This window comes from Leeuwenhoekiella sp. NPDC079379 (genome assembly GCF_044542075.1).
Classification (GTDB): Bacteria; Bacteroidota; Bacteroidia; order Flavobacteriales; family Flavobacteriaceae; genus Leeuwenhoekiella.
Genome location: NZ_JBITTU010000006.1, coordinates 263,723 through 279,294, shown reverse-complemented (window position 1 = coordinate 279,294; position 15,572 = coordinate 263,723). Strand labels below are relative to the sequence as shown.

Annotated in this window: 15 protein-coding genes; 10 read left to right on the top strand and 5 right to left on the bottom strand. The window is 35.4% G+C overall.

The features are described from left to right. Nucleotides 1-28 precede the first annotated feature (28 nt). Nucleotides 29-1,375, top strand: coding sequence for a DEAD/DEAH box helicase (locus ACIGAM_RS13095; RefSeq protein WP_396511889.1), 1,347 nt, complete (start codon nt 29-31; stop codon nt 1,373-1,375). Between the two features lie 6 nt (nt 1,376-1,381). Here ACIGAM_RS13095 and ACIGAM_RS13090 read toward each other — a convergent pair whose 3' ends face one another. The 3 genes from ACIGAM_RS13090 to ACIGAM_RS13080 form a co-directional block, all read right to left on the bottom strand. Then, a complete protein-coding gene (locus ACIGAM_RS13090; protein WP_396511888.1) occupies nt 1,382-1,744 on the bottom strand; it encodes a DUF2237 family protein in 363 nt (120 codons plus the stop codon). A gap of 11 nt (nt 1,745-1,755) precedes the next feature. Then, entirely contained in the window at nt 1,756-2,019 is a 264-nt protein-coding gene (locus ACIGAM_RS13085) for a DoxX family protein (protein ID WP_396511887.1), read from the bottom strand. Between the two features lie 80 nt (nt 2,020-2,099). Further along, nucleotides 2,100-2,447, bottom strand: a complete 348-nt coding sequence (locus ACIGAM_RS13080; protein ID WP_396511886.1) for a DoxX family protein — start codon at nt 2,445-2,447, stop codon at nt 2,100-2,102. A gap of 201 nt (nt 2,448-2,648) precedes the next feature. On the opposite strand from ACIGAM_RS13080, the gene ACIGAM_RS13075 reads away from it, so the two are divergent. From ACIGAM_RS13075 to ACIGAM_RS13065, 3 genes are all read left to right on the top strand, one after another. Further along, nucleotides 2,649-3,908 (top strand): NAD(P)/FAD-dependent oxidoreductase, encoded by a 1,260-nt coding sequence (locus tag ACIGAM_RS13075; protein ID WP_396511885.1) that lies wholly within the window; start codon nt 2,649-2,651, stop codon nt 3,906-3,908. Nucleotides 3,909-3,987: 79 nt separating this feature from the next. Next, a complete protein-coding gene (locus tag ACIGAM_RS13070) occupies nt 3,988-4,560 on the top strand; it encodes a gluconate 2-dehydrogenase subunit 3 family protein (RefSeq protein ID WP_396511884.1) in 573 nt (190 codons plus the stop codon). Next, complete coding sequence (locus ACIGAM_RS13065; RefSeq protein WP_396511883.1) at nt 4,557-6,266, top strand: GMC oxidoreductase; 1,710 nt, start codon at nt 4,557-4,559, stop codon at nt 6,264-6,266. Before ACIGAM_RS13070 ends, ACIGAM_RS13065 begins: the two co-directional genes overlap by 4 nt. A gap of 56 nt (nt 6,267-6,322) precedes the next feature. Here ACIGAM_RS13065 and ACIGAM_RS13060 read toward each other — a convergent pair whose 3' ends face one another. After that, on the bottom strand, nt 6,323-6,901 hold the full coding sequence (locus ACIGAM_RS13060; RefSeq protein WP_396511882.1) for a pseudouridine synthase: 579 nt from the start codon (nt 6,899-6,901) through the stop codon (nt 6,323-6,325). A gap of 142 nt (nt 6,902-7,043) precedes the next feature. On the opposite strand from ACIGAM_RS13060, the gene ACIGAM_RS13055 reads away from it, so the two are divergent. The 5 genes from ACIGAM_RS13055 to ACIGAM_RS13035 all read left to right on the top strand — a co-directional run bounded on the left by ACIGAM_RS13055 (nt 7,044) and on the right by ACIGAM_RS13035 (nt 11,361). Next, nucleotides 7,044-7,613 (top strand): PepSY domain-containing protein, encoded by a 570-nt coding sequence (locus tag ACIGAM_RS13055; protein ID WP_396511881.1) that lies wholly within the window; start codon nt 7,044-7,046, stop codon nt 7,611-7,613. A gap of 7 nt (nt 7,614-7,620) precedes the next feature. Next, on the top strand, nt 7,621-8,670 hold the full coding sequence (locus ACIGAM_RS13050; protein ID WP_396511880.1) for an MBL fold metallo-hydrolase: 1,050 nt from the start codon (nt 7,621-7,623) through the stop codon (nt 8,668-8,670). 187 nt (nt 8,671-8,857) lie between these two features. Then, on the top strand, nt 8,858-9,307 hold the full coding sequence (locus ACIGAM_RS13045) for a KTSC domain-containing protein (RefSeq protein ID WP_396511879.1): 450 nt from the start codon (nt 8,858-8,860) through the stop codon (nt 9,305-9,307). 16 nt (nt 9,308-9,323) lie between these two features. Beyond that, nucleotides 9,324-10,178 carry a DMT family transporter gene (locus tag ACIGAM_RS13040; RefSeq protein WP_396511878.1) on the top strand — a complete coding sequence of 285 codons (855 nt, stop codon included), beginning with the start codon at nt 9,324-9,326 and terminating at the stop codon, nt 10,176-10,178. A gap of 127 nt (nt 10,179-10,305) precedes the next feature. After that, nucleotides 10,306-11,361, top strand: coding sequence for an NAD(P)-dependent alcohol dehydrogenase (locus ACIGAM_RS13035; RefSeq protein ID WP_396511877.1), 1,056 nt, complete (start codon nt 10,306-10,308; stop codon nt 11,359-11,361). Nucleotides 11,362-11,438: 77 nt separating this feature from the next. On the opposite strand, the gene treS is transcribed toward ACIGAM_RS13035, so the two are convergent. Continuing rightward, entirely contained in the window at nt 11,439-14,750 is a 3,312-nt protein-coding gene (gene treS / locus ACIGAM_RS13030; RefSeq protein WP_396511876.1) for a maltose alpha-D-glucosyltransferase, read from the bottom strand. Nucleotides 14,751-15,262: 512 nt separating this feature from the next. Here treS and ACIGAM_RS13025 point away from each other — a divergent pair. Beyond that, complete coding sequence (locus ACIGAM_RS13025) at nt 15,263-15,457, top strand: cold-shock protein (protein ID WP_028375283.1); 195 nt, start codon at nt 15,263-15,265, stop codon at nt 15,455-15,457. The last annotated feature ends 115 nt before the right edge of the window (nt 15,458-15,572 follow it).

Genomic DNA, 15,572 nt, shown 5'->3' with positions numbered 1-15,572 from the left:
AACGTACCTTTGCGGCAAAATTACTTACATGCAGTCTTTTGAAGATTTTAAAATAAATAAGCAGTTACGATACGCCATAGAAGATCTTGGCTTTACACAACCCACACCTATACAACAAGAAGCCTTTTCTGTTGTGCGCTCTGGACGCGATGTTGTAGGTATTGCTCAAACAGGTACCGGTAAGACTTTTGCTTACATGCTACCTATACTTGAAGGTTTAAAATTTTCAAAGCAAGTTAATCCGCGTGTCTTAATAATGGTTCCCACTCGTGAACTGGTAATACAAGTTGTGGAGCAGATAGAAAGCTATGGTAAATACAGCTCAATTCGAGTTTTAGGTATTTATGGTGGTGCAAATATTAATATACAAAGGCAAGAGGTGGCGCAGGGTTGTGATATCGTAGTTGCCACACCAGGGCGTTTGTATGATCTTGTTGTAAGTCGTAATCTAGAACTTAAATCTGTTAAACAGCTTATTATAGATGAAGTAGACGTAATGCTTGATCTTGGTTTTAGATATCAACTGGTTAATATTTTTGATCTGATGCCTCCGCGCAGACAAAACATTATGTTTTCGGCTACGATGACCGATGAAGTTGATGAACTAATGGACACCTTTTTTACGGCTCCAGAACGTATTCAGGTAGCGTTAAGTGGTACTCCACTAGAGTCAATTGAGCAACGATATTATGAATTGCCCAACTTTTACACAAAGGCAAATCTGCTTATAAAGCTTTTAAAAGACAAACAAGAATATTCTAAAAACCTTGTCTTTGTTTCTAATAAAAAGCACGCAGATAGACTATACACAGTTCTACAAGAGGTCTACGGAAGCGAAGTAGGAGTAATACACGCTAATAAAACTCAAAACTACCGTATAAATGCAATTGGGCAATTTGATGCAGGAAGTTACCGAATTTTAGTAACTACAGATGTAATGGCCCGTGGTCTTGATTTAGATCAGGTTACCCACGTATTTAATATGGATGTACCTCGTTTTCCTGAAAATTATATGCACCGTATAGGTCGTACCGGTAGGGCTGGAGAGACCGGAAAAAGTATTCTGATGGGTAGTCCTTCAGAGCTTGAAAAACGAGAAGAGATTGAAGCTTTAATGGGAATGAAAATTACCCAACATGAGTTGCCTGAAGATCTAGAAACTTCAATACGACTACTACCTGAAGAGGAGCCAGAATATGTTGAAATAAATAATCCTTCAAAGCGCAATGACGAGCGAGGCGCAAGTTTTCACGAGAAAAGTGAAAAAAATAAGAAAGTTAATCAGGGAGGAAGCTATCGAAGAGAAATCGCTAAGAAATATAAAAAACCAAAAACTCGCGGTGACAAAAACTACAACCGCCGGAATAAAAAATAATTTTTCTCAAATAGTATGCGCTTCTAATTTAGCTAGCGTAGTGTAGTTTAAAGCATCCTGGTGACAGGCTTCCAGATTTAATCTGGGAGCAACTCCTTTCTTTTCGGCTTCAAGCCATCTGCTAATACATAAGCACCAGGAATCGCCGGGTTTCAAACCGGGAAAATCCCAATGTGGTATAGGTGTCATAAGATCATTTCCTTTAGATGCAGAATATCTTAGAAATTCTTCTGTAACTATTGCACATAAAATGTGTGTACCATAATCTTCTTCAATAGTTCTGCAGAAACCATCTCTAAAATAACCGGTTTTAGGATTAAAACAACAGGCCTGTAATGGTCTTCCGTAAATATTAAAATCTTGATTCATTGACTGGTATTTTAGGTTGTAGAGTACATATAAACTAATAAAGCATTTAATACCGTAAATATAAATGCGGGTGATGATGCTATAACACTATCCTTAATATACAAACGAGTTACAAAACCCATAAGCATTAATAAAGCAAGCCCGCCAGCGCTAATTACGACTAACGTATTGCTTAAGAAAACCCCGATTACAAGACCTAAACCACCTAATATTTGTAAAATACCTACGAGCGTACGCCACTTAGCAAGTTTAAAGCGAATGAATTCTTTTTTCATTTGCTCTGTACTTAAACAGCTTATACCATAAATCAAAAAACTAATGCCGGTAATAAGTGCTAAACTTTGATATACGATCACTAGTTAATTACATTTAAGTGTACTGCAGCTACAAATAGACTTAGAGTTAGAAGAAAAAGAGATGGTATGTATTTATGAAAAGGATTTTTCACTTTAATATGCGCAAATTGAGCACATACCATTAAAAATGCCATTAATAAAGCAGGTATACCGGCTAAATCTTCATACCAAATACCGGCTATTAATAAAGTAGATAAAGCGATTTTAGATGCTCCTACAATGTTGCGCGTAAGGTCTGATAGACCATATTGCTTAAACTCTTCAACAATATTATCCCATCTAAATACCCAAACGATAATAATTGAAACTGCGATAACAATTTGTGCGATAGTAGCAAGTAAATCCATAAGTTATTATTTTTGATGAAATTATTGATATGTTTTCTTACGGTCAATAAGTTAGGATTAATCTTTAGTTAAAAGACTTTCAAAATAAATGAATGGATATTTAATTCTGTGACTTTTTAATATCAAAATCGGATTTTGATTGTTAAATTGGTCTGTAATTACTAGTTGCTTACCCCAAAAAAAATAGAGTTCACACATTTTATGAAAAGTAAAAACCAAATTAATCTTAATATAATAGGCGCCGGAATTAGTGGTTTAATTGCTGCCCAAATTCTAGAAAATCACGGATATTCACCTACAATACTTGAAGCCACAGACCGTGTAGGTGGTCGGGTTAAAACCGATATTGTAGAAGGATATCAATTAGATCACGGTTTTCAGGTTATGCTAGAAGCCTATCCTAAAGCCAAAGAATATTTAGATTTTGAGAAACTCGATTTACAGAAATTACTGCCAGGTGCGGTTATTTTCAAAAACGGTGTTTCGCAAACTTTAGGAGATCCCTTACGCGCTTTAAGTCTTGCGATACCTACGGTTTTAGCTTCGGCGGGAAGTATACGTGACAAAATAAAAATTTTAAAACTCAATAATGACCTTGCTTCTAAAAGTCTAGAGGAGATTTTTAATACAGAAGAACAAACCACACTTGATTATCTGCAAAATTTTGGATTTTCTAATCGAATTATAAATATATTTTTTAAGCCTTTTTTTAGTGGTATTTTCTTAGAAATAAATTTACAGACCTCAAGCCGCATGTTTGAGTTTGTTTATAAAATGTTTGGAGAAGGTCTTGCTGTGATTCCTAAAGCGGGCATAGGAGCGATTTCAGAGCAATTAAAATCAAACTTAAAGAACACAACTTTTAAATTTAATACAAAGGTTAAACAAATAACTAATGAGTCTATAATTTTTGAAGACGGTAGTATCCATAATTCAGACAGCACTATTATTGCGACCGAGGCAAGCCCTCTCATTGCCAATTTGAGTAACCAACAAATTGAATGGAAAGGAGTAGATAATTTATATTTTGAAGTAGATACAATGGTTTTAGAAAAACCTATAATTGGTTTATTTCAAGAAGAAAATGGTTTGATTAATAATATTTTCTATCCTACGGCAATAGCAACACAATCTAAAGGGACAAAGACTTTACTTTCGGTATCGGTGGTTAAAGAGCATCAACTTTCTGAACAAGAGCTCGTAAATGCTATAAAAAAAGAGCTTAGTCAACAAGCCAAAATAGAGAATTGTAGATTTTTAAAACGTTACCGCATTACTAAGGCCTTACCTAAACTATCTAACTTGCGCTATAGTATGGCACCTACTGAAACCAGATTAAGTAGTAGTATATTTTTAGCCGGAGATCAGCAGCTTAATGGTTCGCTTAATGCTGCCATGATAAGTGGAGAACGAGCAGCATTAGGAGCAATTAAAGTTCTAGAAGGTGGTTTAGTAGATTAACCATTTTTAATTTTCACCTATTCATTGGTTTTCAATTAATATTTGTACTTTTTAATCTGTTTAGAATCTTAAGTAAATTATGAAACGTAGGAATACAATTAAATTAATGGCTTTGGGCACAGGGGCCTTTTTTGTTACACCTTTAGTAAGCAATCTTCTAGTAGGTTGTAAGACAGAAACAAAGCCAAAATATGCGAATCTTGAATTTTTCTCTGAAGAAGATTTTGCAATAGTATCTGTTCTGGTAGATATTATTATTCCCGAAAGTGAAGTTAGTCCGGCTGCATCTACAGTAGGGGTAGATACTATGATAGACCATATGATTGCAGGAGTTTATGATTCTAAGCAACAAGATGTATTTAATTCACAATTTTCAGATTTAAAATCCTATTTAAATTCAGCAAAGGATTCAAATTTTATTGATTTAAAACCTGAGGATCAAAAGTTAATTGTTACCGCTTTACTTTCAGAAAAAAACACTTTAACTAAAACTGCACGTGAGTCATTTTATAATATTAAAAATCAATCAATTAACTACTATTTAAACACAGAAAAAATAGCTAAAAATAATTTAAATTATCTTCCGGTTCCTGGTCCTTATTTGCCGTGTGTATCCTTAGAAGAACTTAACGGAAAAGCCTGGGCAATATGAGTACTCAAAAAGACGTACCTACAACTTATGATGCAATCGTTGTAGGATCTGGTATAAGCGGCGGTTATGCAGCAATGGAGTTGTGTAAAAAAGGTTACAAAACACTAGTTCTGGAGCGTGGTCGCAATATAGAACACATAGCAGATTATGATACCGCACATAAAGATAACTGGGAATTACCTTATAACGGGCGCGTACCTGTAGAGGAGATTAACGATCATTATACTAAGCAAAACCGTTTAAACTGGTGGGTAAATCAAGACAATAAACCATTTATAAATAAAGACAGCGATTATCCTTATGATGAAATAGAACGTTTTGACTGGATTCGCGGTCATCATTTAGGTGGCCGTTCACTTATGTGGGGGCGTCATTGCTACCGCTGGAGTGATATAGATTTTGAAGCAAATGCTAAAGAAGGCATTGGGGTAGACTGGCCTATACGCTATGCAGATATTGAACCCTGGTATACTCAAGTAGAAACATTTGTAGGAGTAAGCGGGCAGGCCGAAGGCTTAAAGCAGGTTCCTGATGGCGTATTTCTAAAGCCTTTTGAGTTAAACTGTGCAGAGCAATCATTTAGAGAAAAGGTAAAAGAAAAATATCCTGAGCGCATTATTACACCGGGTCGTGTTGCTAATTTATCTGAATACAATCCCGAAATACATTTAGGAACACGAGGACAATGTCAAACGCGCAATCGTTGCTGGCGAGGTTGTCCGTTTGGAGCTTATTTTAGTAGTCAGTCAGCAACATTACCCGTAGCTAAAGAGACCGGAAATCTTACCATACGTCCAGATAGTATTGCTGCAGAAGTTATTTATGATTCCAATACAGAGCGTGCAACCGGCGTACGTGTAATTGATGCAAATACAGGTGAAGAAATTATATACAACGCAAAAATTATATTTTGTAACGCGAGTACTATTGGCACTACGGCTTTATTATTAAACAGCCGTTCTGAGCGTTTTCCTAACGGATTAGGCAACGATAGTGGTGAATTGGGTCATAATCTTATGGATCATCATTACGGTATGGGAGCCAGCGCTACCTTTGAAGGTTTTGAAGACACCTATTATCAAGGCCGTAAACCTAACGGATTCTATATTCCTCGATTTAGGAATATTGATAAAGAAACAGAACAAAAAGAATATTTACGAGGGTTTGGTTATCAGGGTCAGGTTGCCAGACAAACTGACGTTGCACCAGAACAAATAGGAGAAGCGCTAAAAGCTGAAATCTTTAAACCGGGGCCTTATAAGATAAATGTAGCTTGTTTTGCCGAGATGCTACCCTACCACGAGAATCGTATGTTTTTAAATCACGATAAAAAAGATCAACACGGCCTCCCGATAATAACTTTTGATGCAAAATTGCGTGACAATGAAATGAAATTGCGAGAGGATGGCGTTAAATGCGCTGTAGAAATGCTTGAAGCGGCAGGTTGTAAAGATATTAGCTATTACAATAATGTAACGGCTCCCGGAGCTTGTATTCACGAGATGGGAACGGCTCGTATGGGTAATGATCCTAAAACTAGTGTACTTAACAAATGGAATCAAATTCACGCTGTGCCTAACGTATTTGTAACCGATGGTGCTTGCATGACCAGCAGTGGAACTCAAAATCCTAGTATCACCTATATGGCATTAACGGCGCGAGCAGTTGACTATGCACATAAAAAAATAGAAGCAGGGAAACTGTAATTTTTGGATAATTAAAAGGCTTCCTTTTCTTAAATACTTATGGAGAAAAGGAAGTTTTATATTTTCCCATCCCACACCACAACTTCGCCAGTCTTAATAGCCTCTAATTTTAAATTACCCACACGTACGCGTACCAGACGTAAGGTAGGACAATCTATAGCCGATGTCATTTTACGCACCTGTCTAAATTTTCCTTCTTTTATTGTGATGCTTAACCAGGTTGTAGGGCCGTGTCGCGCATCACGTATTTTTTTTGCTCGATCAGGAAAACCAGGTGATTCTTGAAGACGTCTCACTGCAGCCGGTTTTGTAATGTATTTTTTTCCGTCAAAACCTATTTCAATGCCCTTGCGTAATAAATCAAGTTTTTCTTCGCTAGGATCACCATCTACAAGCGCAAAATACTCCTTTTCAATACCACTTCGGTTTATATGATCGCTTAGTTTACCATCTGTAGTCATCAACAATAAACCTTCAGATTTCTCGTCAAGACGGCCTATAGGCATAGTACCTTTTGGCCAGTTGTATAAATCTATAAGAAATTTTTTCTTTCGAGCCTGACGCTCATCATTACTACTGAGTTGACTAATATATCCGTAGGGTTTAAAAAGTAAGTAATGGGAATGATCAGTCAAAGTAATACGTGTTTTTTCGCTTTGCGAAAGTAATTAAAATGAGATTAATCAGAATAGTATAGATGTTTAACACGAACTACGTATCTGGCTTGAGGCAATGATTTATTTTTGATTTTTTTAAATCAAAAAAGGTTTTTATAATATGCCTTCACAACAAAAAAGAAAGAATCAGGCTAAGATACTCAGGCAATTTCGCTCTGTACATAGAGCAATGGGAGCGGTGTTGTTTGTTTTCTTTTTTATTATATCAGTTTCAGGATTACTTCTAGGTATTAAAAAGAATAGCGGAGATGTATTACTACCTAAAACTCAAACGGGCACTACTTCAGATTTAGGCCGCTGGTTACCATTATCAGAGCTAAAAGAAAAAGCAATAACCGTACTAAGAGATTCAATATCAACAGATCTATCGCCAGAATTAGATAGAATAGATGTAAGAAACGAAAAAGGTATAGTCAAATTTATCTTTGCCAATCACTATTACGGTATTCAATTAGATGGCGCTACGGGAGCTGTTTTAAGCATAGGAAAGCGTAGATCTGATGTGATAGAAAATATTCACGACGGTTCTATAATTGATAGTTATTTAGGTACCGGGGGATATGTAAAACTTATTTATACGCTTATTATGAGTATTGCTTTATTACTTTTCACCATTACCGGCTTCTGGTTATGGTATGGTCCTAAACGTATGCGAAAATCCAGATCTTAAATTTAAAATGATGTTTAAACAATTTGGTGGTAAAATTACTGCAGAATTAAAAGCCAGATACGAGAAGTCTCCAAATTGGCGCAATGGCAGCTTTCAAAATTTAGAAGAAACTTCAATGGATGTAGGTATTACTGAAATGCCTGGACTATTATATAAATTATTCTTTGAGAAAGACCCTCAGGCTGCTCCTAATCAAGATTTAGCAATTGAAAGTTTTGATTTAGATGCATTTTTAAAACCTTCTGACAATATAAAATATATTTGGTATGGGCACGGGGTTTATCTAATGCGTATAAATAACAAAACACTTTTAATAGATCCTATGCTAGGATCGGATTCTGCACCTATTTCTCCGGCGAAAACACCACGTTTTTCGGCAAATGCACTAGACCTAATTGATGATTTCCCCGAAATAGATCTAATGTTATTAACGCACGATCACTATGATCATTTAGACCTTGTAAGTATTAAAAAACTCATTCCGAAGGTTAAGTCATACTATGTCGCCTTAGGTTGTGGTAGACATCTGGAATCCTGGGGTGTTCCTAATCATAAAATAACAGAGTTTGACTGGTGGGATGTATCAATTTTTAGTGGTATTAAAATTACGTTTACCCCTAGCCGACACTTTTCAGGACGCGGTTTACGGGATCGCGCTAAATCTCTCTGGGGCGGTTGGGTATTTAAAACAACAACTCAAAACTTGTATCATTCTGGCGATGGGGGATATGGGGCGCATTTTAAAGAAATAGGAGAGAAATTAGGTCCTTTTGATTTTGGATTTATAGAATGCGGTCAATACGGTGAAAAATGGAGCCAGATTCATATGTTTCCTAGAGAAAGTGTTATAGCTGCAATAGACGCAAAAGTTAAAATTGCCACCCCTTATCACTGGGCAGGATTTAAACTAGCCTTTCACAGCTGGACAGAACCAGCTGATTTGTTTGTAAAATATGCAATAGAAAATAATTTAAACTATACTTTACCCAGACTGGGACAATTAATGCACCTAGATACATTATGTCAAACTGAAAATTGGTGGAAAGATTTAAATTAGAAACAGAGTCTTTTAATATTTAGTACTAATAAATGTTGAGGCTATTTAATTAAGCAATGTTAACTATTTGAACATAAACAGCTAAGCATCATAAATAGCTTTAAATAAACTCTTTTAGAATAATAAAGACACCTATGTATTAGGTGATTTAAAAAGCTTAGCTTTGCGGCTTCTAAAAAATGACGCGATGAAACGTATTACTGCATACCGAAAATTATTTAACACAGATAAAAATGCTGATCTTAAGCAACTTAAAACTGCTTACCGGAATCTTGTAAAAGAATGGCATCCAGATAAATTTCAAGATGGTAATGTACTAAAAGAAGAAGCAGAGTTAAAAAGTCGTGAGATTATTGATGGATATCATTTTTTAGTTAGTATCGCTCCAGAAACTACAGCAGCTAATTTAGAAAATTATACAGCAGTAATTAATTCAGAAGGTATTGTCGATTATCAGCATAAAGGTGTACTTCTTGAAATCACTTTTACAGATGGCAGCACGTATGAGTATTTTGGTGTACCGCGTAATGTTTTTTTAAAGTTTCACAATGCAGGAAATCAAGTGCGTTTTGCAAAACGTAATATTTACACAAGCTATACCTATCGCAAATCTAAACGCGAATTGCAGGAAGCATAATCTATACATTTTATAAGTGACTAAAAAAGCAATATTCGCAGTTATAATAGCGGCCTGTATTGCAGGTTTTAATGGTATACTTATAAAAGCAATGCCTAGTTTAACAACGGGTACCATCGGCTGGTTTAGAGTTGGGGTGCCCGTTCTTTTTTTACTTCCCTCTCTTCTTTACAACAGAGAAATTAAGATAACGGGAGATTATAAAATGCTCATTCTTGCGACAGTAATAAATGCTGTACGTCTTTATTTTTACTTAGTTGCCTTTATTTATACATCAATAGGTAACGCGGTAATTCTCTTTTATGTCTACCCATTATTTGTCACGCTTATTGAAACCTTAGTTTATAAATCTCCAATAAAAAGAACTCAGATTTATTTGATGATTCTTGCCTTTGTAGGCATAGGTATTACCTATCTCAACAAGCCATTTAGTTTTGAGTCTGATGATTTCATAGGTATGATGGCTTCAATTATGTCTGCAATAGGTTATGCGTTTTTTGTTTGTATTTTTAAGCGACAGACCTCAAACTATAACAAAAAGCAATTACTTTTCTTTCAGAATCTTGGTGGAGCCTTATTATTTCTTCCGTTTTTATTTACTATGGAAGCACCCGTACCTGCACAATTAGGGATTGCAGTTTTTTATGCATTACTAATAGGCATTGGCGTTTTTAGTTTATTTTTCTTTGGTTTAAAACATCTAAACGCCACAACTGCTACTTCTTTGATGTATCTAGAAGTTTTAAGTGCTGTGATTGTAAGTTTTTTAGTTTTAGATGAAAAACTAACGTGGAATACCTACCTAGGAGGAAGTTTAATTTTAATAAGTAGTTTCTTTATTTCCCGTCTTAACCGAAAAGTTACCACCTGAATTTAACTCACAAATATCTGGTTTATTAACCTAGGTTAGGTATATGCGTTAAACTTAATTTAAATAGATCTCCTCATTTTTATTTTCGCTTTGTAATAGCGTTATTTTACTTAAAATAAATATTAGTATGAGCGAAGTAAAAGCATATGGCGCAGCAGATGCCAAAGCAGAATTAAAACAAATAAATATTGAGCGTAGAGATGTAAAGCCTCGTGACGTTAAAATAAAAATTACGTATTGTGGTGTTTGCCACAGTGACATACATACAGTGAGTAATGATTGGGGTGGTTCTAAATATCCTGTTGTTCCTGGTCACGAGATAATAGGTAAAGTTCTTGAAGTAGGAAACGAGGTTTCTAATATTAAAGTAGGCGATACAGTAGGTGTAGGATGTATGGTAGATTCTTGTCGCGAGTGCGAACCGTGTAAACACGATTTAGAGCAGTTTTGCGAGCAAGGTATGGTAGGCACCTACAATGGGAAAGATAAGCATTTAGGAGGCCATACTTATGGTGGTTATTCTGAAGAAATCATCGTAGATAACTACTATGTTTTAAATGTTCCAGAAAATTTAGATGAGAAAGCAGTAGCACCATTATTATGTGCCGGTATTACCACATTTTCTCCACTTAATCATTGGAAGGTGAAAAAAGGAGATAAAGTAGGTGTTATTGGTTTAGGTGGTTTAGGACACATGGGTATTAAATTTGCACATGCGATGGGAGCACATGTTGTGATGATTACAACAAGCCCTGAAAAAGGAAAAGATGCAAAACGCTTAGGAGCAGATGAAGTTTTAATTTCTAAAGATGCTGAAGCAATGAAAAAACATAACGGTACATTTGATTTCTTATTAAATACAGTACCCGTAGGACACGACACAAATCCGTATTTAAATTTACTTAAGATAGATTCTACAATGTGTATGGTAGGGGCCGTAGAGCCACTAGAACCTATGCACGGTGGTAATTTAATTTTAGGACGTAAGAGTATTGCAGGATCTCTAATAGGTGGAATAAAAGAAACTCAGGAAATGCTTGATTTCTGTGGAAAACACAATATTGTAAGTGATATTGAGATGATAGATATGAACACCATTAATGAAGCTTATGAACGCGTGATTAAGGGTGATGTTAAATATCGTTTTGTAATTGATATGGAATCTTTACGCAAAGCGGAATAATTATCTAAAAAATAAATTTTTATAAACCCCCGATTTTTAAAAATCGGGGGGTTTTTTAATTTTATAATTCTGCTGATTTAATTTTTACAGCTATCTAATACCGCCTGAATACCGCGTAATGCTATCAGAGACCAGTGTGGTCTGTTTTCTAATTCGGTAGTAAGTTCTATAAGAGATTTCTCTAGTAGAAATGTGTTGAGTACTACATTATAGTCTGTTTCATTCTGTGGTATTAATTGTGAATCTTGCATAGTCTCATTATAACCATTTAAATAAAAACGAGTCGTATAATAATACCACGCTTCTACCCAAGTCTCTAAATCTGAAGGAGTGTACGAGTCTGTATAATTTTGTCCTAAAATTGGCGAATACGCAGCATAATGCAACGAGCGAATCATTGCTGCCACATCGCGTAAACCTGATCTAAGTATACGACGCTCACTAAAAGCTTTTGAAGGATCACCTTCAAAATTGATGATGATAAAATCTTTCCCGGTCCACAATAAATTCTGAAGCTGAAAATCACCGTGAGTACGTATCTTTAACGTATCTATTTTATGATCAAAGACTCGTTTAAAACAAGAAAGAACCTCGCCCTTTCTAGAAAATACTGTCTCGGCTTCCTGTTTAATTGCTTCCGGAAGCGTTGGAATAGCTTTTTTTAATTTTTCAAAAGCCTCACGGGTAAGACTTTGCAAAGCAGAATACAAGGATCGCCGGTAATGCAGTGAAAATTCTTCTTGCTCAACACCCATAAATCCTTTTAAATTTGAGAGTGCAATGTGAATTTCTGCACTACGCTTACCTAATAAACTTAGCCTCTCAGGAATAATATTGTCTAATAATAGTTGATCATTTTCTTTTAAATCTTCGTAGACAAGCGCGTGCGTGCGTTTTGATACATCAAATTCTGGAGTTTCAGTATGTTCTTGTGTCTCTACGCGCTCGATATACCTGTGAGCAGCATCTGTCGTATTTTCCCAGCCCGTACTGGTGTTAATGACCAAATCCTGCATCATTCCTAAAACGGCTCTGTTTTGATTTTTTGTAGCATAAATCAAACTTCCCATATAATCTGGGGTGTTTTCAAATTTTACAGTTTCGGTAAGATATTGAGCGATTTCAGCATCGGGATTTATAGTACTGTCTAGTCTTCTATATAATTTTAAAAAGTAGCGGTGATCGTAAATTATAGAAGTATTACTTTGCTTAGTCTCAATAAGTCGCGATCCTACGTGGTCTATATTTGCACCAGGAGTTAGACTTCCTTTTTCAAATAAAAGAGCTTCTTTACCTAATTTAAGCGTTTTACCCTGTTGCAAACTGTAAAATAGATAGGATCTAAATGGCTCTGTATAGACCGCATCTACAAATAAACCTTCTGTAGATTCAAGAGTTAGTTCTGCCAGAATTCCATTTTGAGGCACGGCTTCTAGTAAGCTTTCGTGTGTATTTTCAATAAAACAAACCGGTAATTGATAGATTTCAGGTAAGCCTTCATTAAAAATTACTTCTACAATGAGGTTTTTAACCTGTAAATTTTCCACAGGTATATCAAAAAGATTGGTGATATGCATAGATTGTATGGTACGCTCCCGATCACCAAACCAATATTTACCCTTAAAATAGCCGGGAAGTAGCTTTTCTTCTAAATATTTTCTGTTTTTGGTATTAAATAAGGTATCCCAATTTTTTGCTTTCAAATTAGACACCAATCCGTCCTGGTGCTCTGCATTAGGTTTAGTGAGCGAGAACCAATAATACCCGTGAGGAGCCAATGTAAATAGATAGGGATTTGAAGTTATCTTTGGAAATTTATTTCGGCTAAAAACTTCAACAGGAATGTAATCCTTAAATTCTTCAAGTTCTAATTCTACAGCTTGTGAGAAGCGCGATAAATTTGCAAGCACAAGAATTGTTTCGTCCTCGTATGTACGTGTAAACGTTAGAATTTTAGCATTCGAAGGGGCTAAAAACCGTATGTCACCCCGGCCAAAAGCTTTAAAATTCTTTCGCATATTCATAATGCGCTTCATCCACCACAATAGGGAAGATGGATTCATTTGCTGAGCTTCAACATTAACTGATTCTGCACGATACTGAGGATCTATAATAGTAGGTAAATACAGTTTCTGAGGATTTGCCATCGAAAACCCAGCATTACGATCTGCAGTCCACTGCATAGGTGTACGCACACCATCGCGATCTCCCAAATAAAAATTATCACCCATGCCAATCTCATCACCATAATAAAGAACAGGTGTTCCAGGTAATGAAAATAGCAGCACATTCATCAATTCTATTTTACTGCGGTTATTATCGAGTAAAGGTGCAAGTCGCCTTCTTATACCTACGTTTATTTTTGCCTTAGGATCTTGAGAATATACTTTATACATATAATCTCGTTCCTCGTCTGTAACCATTTCTAAGGTTAACTCATCGTGATTTCTCAAGAAAATTGCCCATTGGCAAGCTTCAGGTATATCGGGTGTTTGATCTATAATATCTATAATAGGGTAGCGGTCTTCCATTTTAACCGACATAAACATGCGTGGCATAATAGGAAAGTGATAATTCATATGGCACTCATCACCATCGCCAAAATAAGCAGCAGAATCCTCTGGCCACATATTAGCCTCAGCAAGCAATAATTTGCCGTCATATTTGGCATCTATGCGTGCTCTTAGCTTTTTTAAGAAAACATGCGTTTCGGGTAAATTCTCGCAATTTGTGCCGTCACGCTCAAATAGATAAGGAACTGCATCAAGTCTAAAACCATCTACGCCCAGTTCACACCAGTAATCCATAATATTAAAAACCTCTTCCTGCACATCGGGATTATCAAAATTTAAATCGGGTTGATGTGAAAAGAAACGGTGCCAGTAATAGGCATTTGCTTCGGCGTCCCAGGTCCAGTTAGAAGGTTCTGTATCTGTAAATATGATGCGCGCATCTTTATACTTTTCCACCGAATCACTCCATACATAATAATCTCTGTATTTGGAACCTTTTTCGGCCTGTCTTGATAATTTAAACCACTCGTGTTGATCTGAAGTATGATTAATTACAAGTTCGGTAATAACTTTTAAACCTCTGTTATGAGCTTCTTCTATAAAACGCTTAAAATCTTCAATCTCACCATACGACTTATTAATAGTGTAGTAATCTGCAATATCATAACCATCATCACGCAGCGGGGAAGGGTAAAAGGGGAGTAACCAAATTGCTGTAACCCCTAAATCTTCAAGATAATCTAACTTCTGTAACAAGCCTTCAAAATCACCAATGCCATCACCGTTGCTATCAAAAAAAGCTTTTATGTGTAACTCATATATGATTGCATCTTTATACCAGTTTTTTTGATCTTTTTCGGTGAGTATGTTTGCCATTTGTGGTTTTTTAATTTAATATGCTTTGATAAGTTGATAAAGTTAAAGAAGTGACTTTAAAGAAGTCGTTAAATATTAACTAAAGCGTACAAGGCAGCAGATCTAAGACAAGACTATTTAGGAGTTTGATAATCCTTTGCGTATTAAAAAACAGATAAATAGAATTATTTGTTGTGTGAAGTATATTTAAACTATATTTGTATCGTTAAATTATTTAAGTGACAATTTAAAACTGCAAATAAATCTTTTAATAGCAATAGTGCAGTACATATTTTATAAGTAAATAAAAGCTCTCGAGGCAAGTTTCAATTTAAATACGGGTGAAGATCTTTCTTCATTTATGAGATTCAAATACTACTTCTTCCATAGTTCTAAATACATCAGAACCTTTTAAAATCCCTGTAACATAAAAATTAAAACCAGAAAGCATATATAGGTTTTAATTGTAATTTTAAAGTATGAATGCAATACAACGATTTGTAAATAAATTAATTAATAATAGAGTAAACGTAATGAAAGAAGGAACAGTAAAATTTTTTAATAACGCTAAAGGTTTTGGATTTATTAAACCTGAAGGATCTGACGAGGATGTTTTTGTACACGCAAGTGGTCTTATTGACGAAGTACGCGAAAACGACCGTGTAGAATTTGAAACCGAAAGAGGTAAAAAAGGAATCAACGCGATTAATGTACGTGTGATTGACTAATCATATAGACAATTAAAATGCTTAAAAGCCTTCTTTATGAGGGCTTTTTTTATGCCTTATTTTCTTTACAATACCCAATAATTTCAATTAATTTTGAAATTTTATTAGTACCCTA

What these genes read in the sequence shown, in the direction of transcription:
- ACIGAM_RS13025 (WP_028375283.1), top strand. Translation starts at nt 15,263, where the DNA reads ATGAAAGAAGGAACAGTAAAATTTTTTAATAACGCTAAAGGTTTTGGA.
- treS (WP_396511876.1), bottom strand. Translation starts at nt 14,750, where the DNA reads ATGGCAAACATACTCACCGAAAAAGATCAAAAAAACTGGTATAAAGAT.
- ACIGAM_RS13055 (WP_396511881.1), top strand. Translation starts at nt 7,044, where the DNA reads ATGCCTTCACAACAAAAAAGAAAGAATCAGGCTAAGATACTCAGGCAA.
- ACIGAM_RS13095 (WP_396511889.1), top strand. Translation starts at nt 29, where the DNA reads ATGCAGTCTTTTGAAGATTTTAAAATAAATAAGCAGTTACGATACGCC.
- ACIGAM_RS13070 (WP_396511884.1), top strand. Translation starts at nt 3,988, where the DNA reads ATGAAACGTAGGAATACAATTAAATTAATGGCTTTGGGCACAGGGGCC.
- ACIGAM_RS13090 (WP_396511888.1), bottom strand. Translation starts at nt 1,744, where the DNA reads ATGAATCAAGATTTTAATATTTACGGAAGACCATTACAGGCCTGTTGT.
- ACIGAM_RS13065 (WP_396511883.1), top strand. Translation starts at nt 4,557, where the DNA reads ATGAGTACTCAAAAAGACGTACCTACAACTTATGATGCAATCGTTGTA.
- ACIGAM_RS13035 (WP_396511877.1), top strand. Translation starts at nt 10,306, where the DNA reads ATGAGCGAAGTAAAAGCATATGGCGCAGCAGATGCCAAAGCAGAATTA.
- ACIGAM_RS13050 (WP_396511880.1), top strand. Translation starts at nt 7,621, where the DNA reads ATGATGTTTAAACAATTTGGTGGTAAAATTACTGCAGAATTAAAAGCC.
- ACIGAM_RS13045 (WP_396511879.1), top strand. Translation starts at nt 8,858, where the DNA reads ATGAAACGTATTACTGCATACCGAAAATTATTTAACACAGATAAAAAT.
- ACIGAM_RS13080 (WP_396511886.1), bottom strand. Translation starts at nt 2,447, where the DNA reads ATGGATTTACTTGCTACTATCGCACAAATTGTTATCGCAGTTTCAATT.
- ACIGAM_RS13075 (WP_396511885.1), top strand. Translation starts at nt 2,649, where the DNA reads ATGAAAAGTAAAAACCAAATTAATCTTAATATAATAGGCGCCGGAATT.
- ACIGAM_RS13085 (WP_396511887.1), bottom strand. Translation starts at nt 2,019, where the DNA reads ATGAAAAAAGAATTCATTCGCTTTAAACTTGCTAAGTGGCGTACGCTC.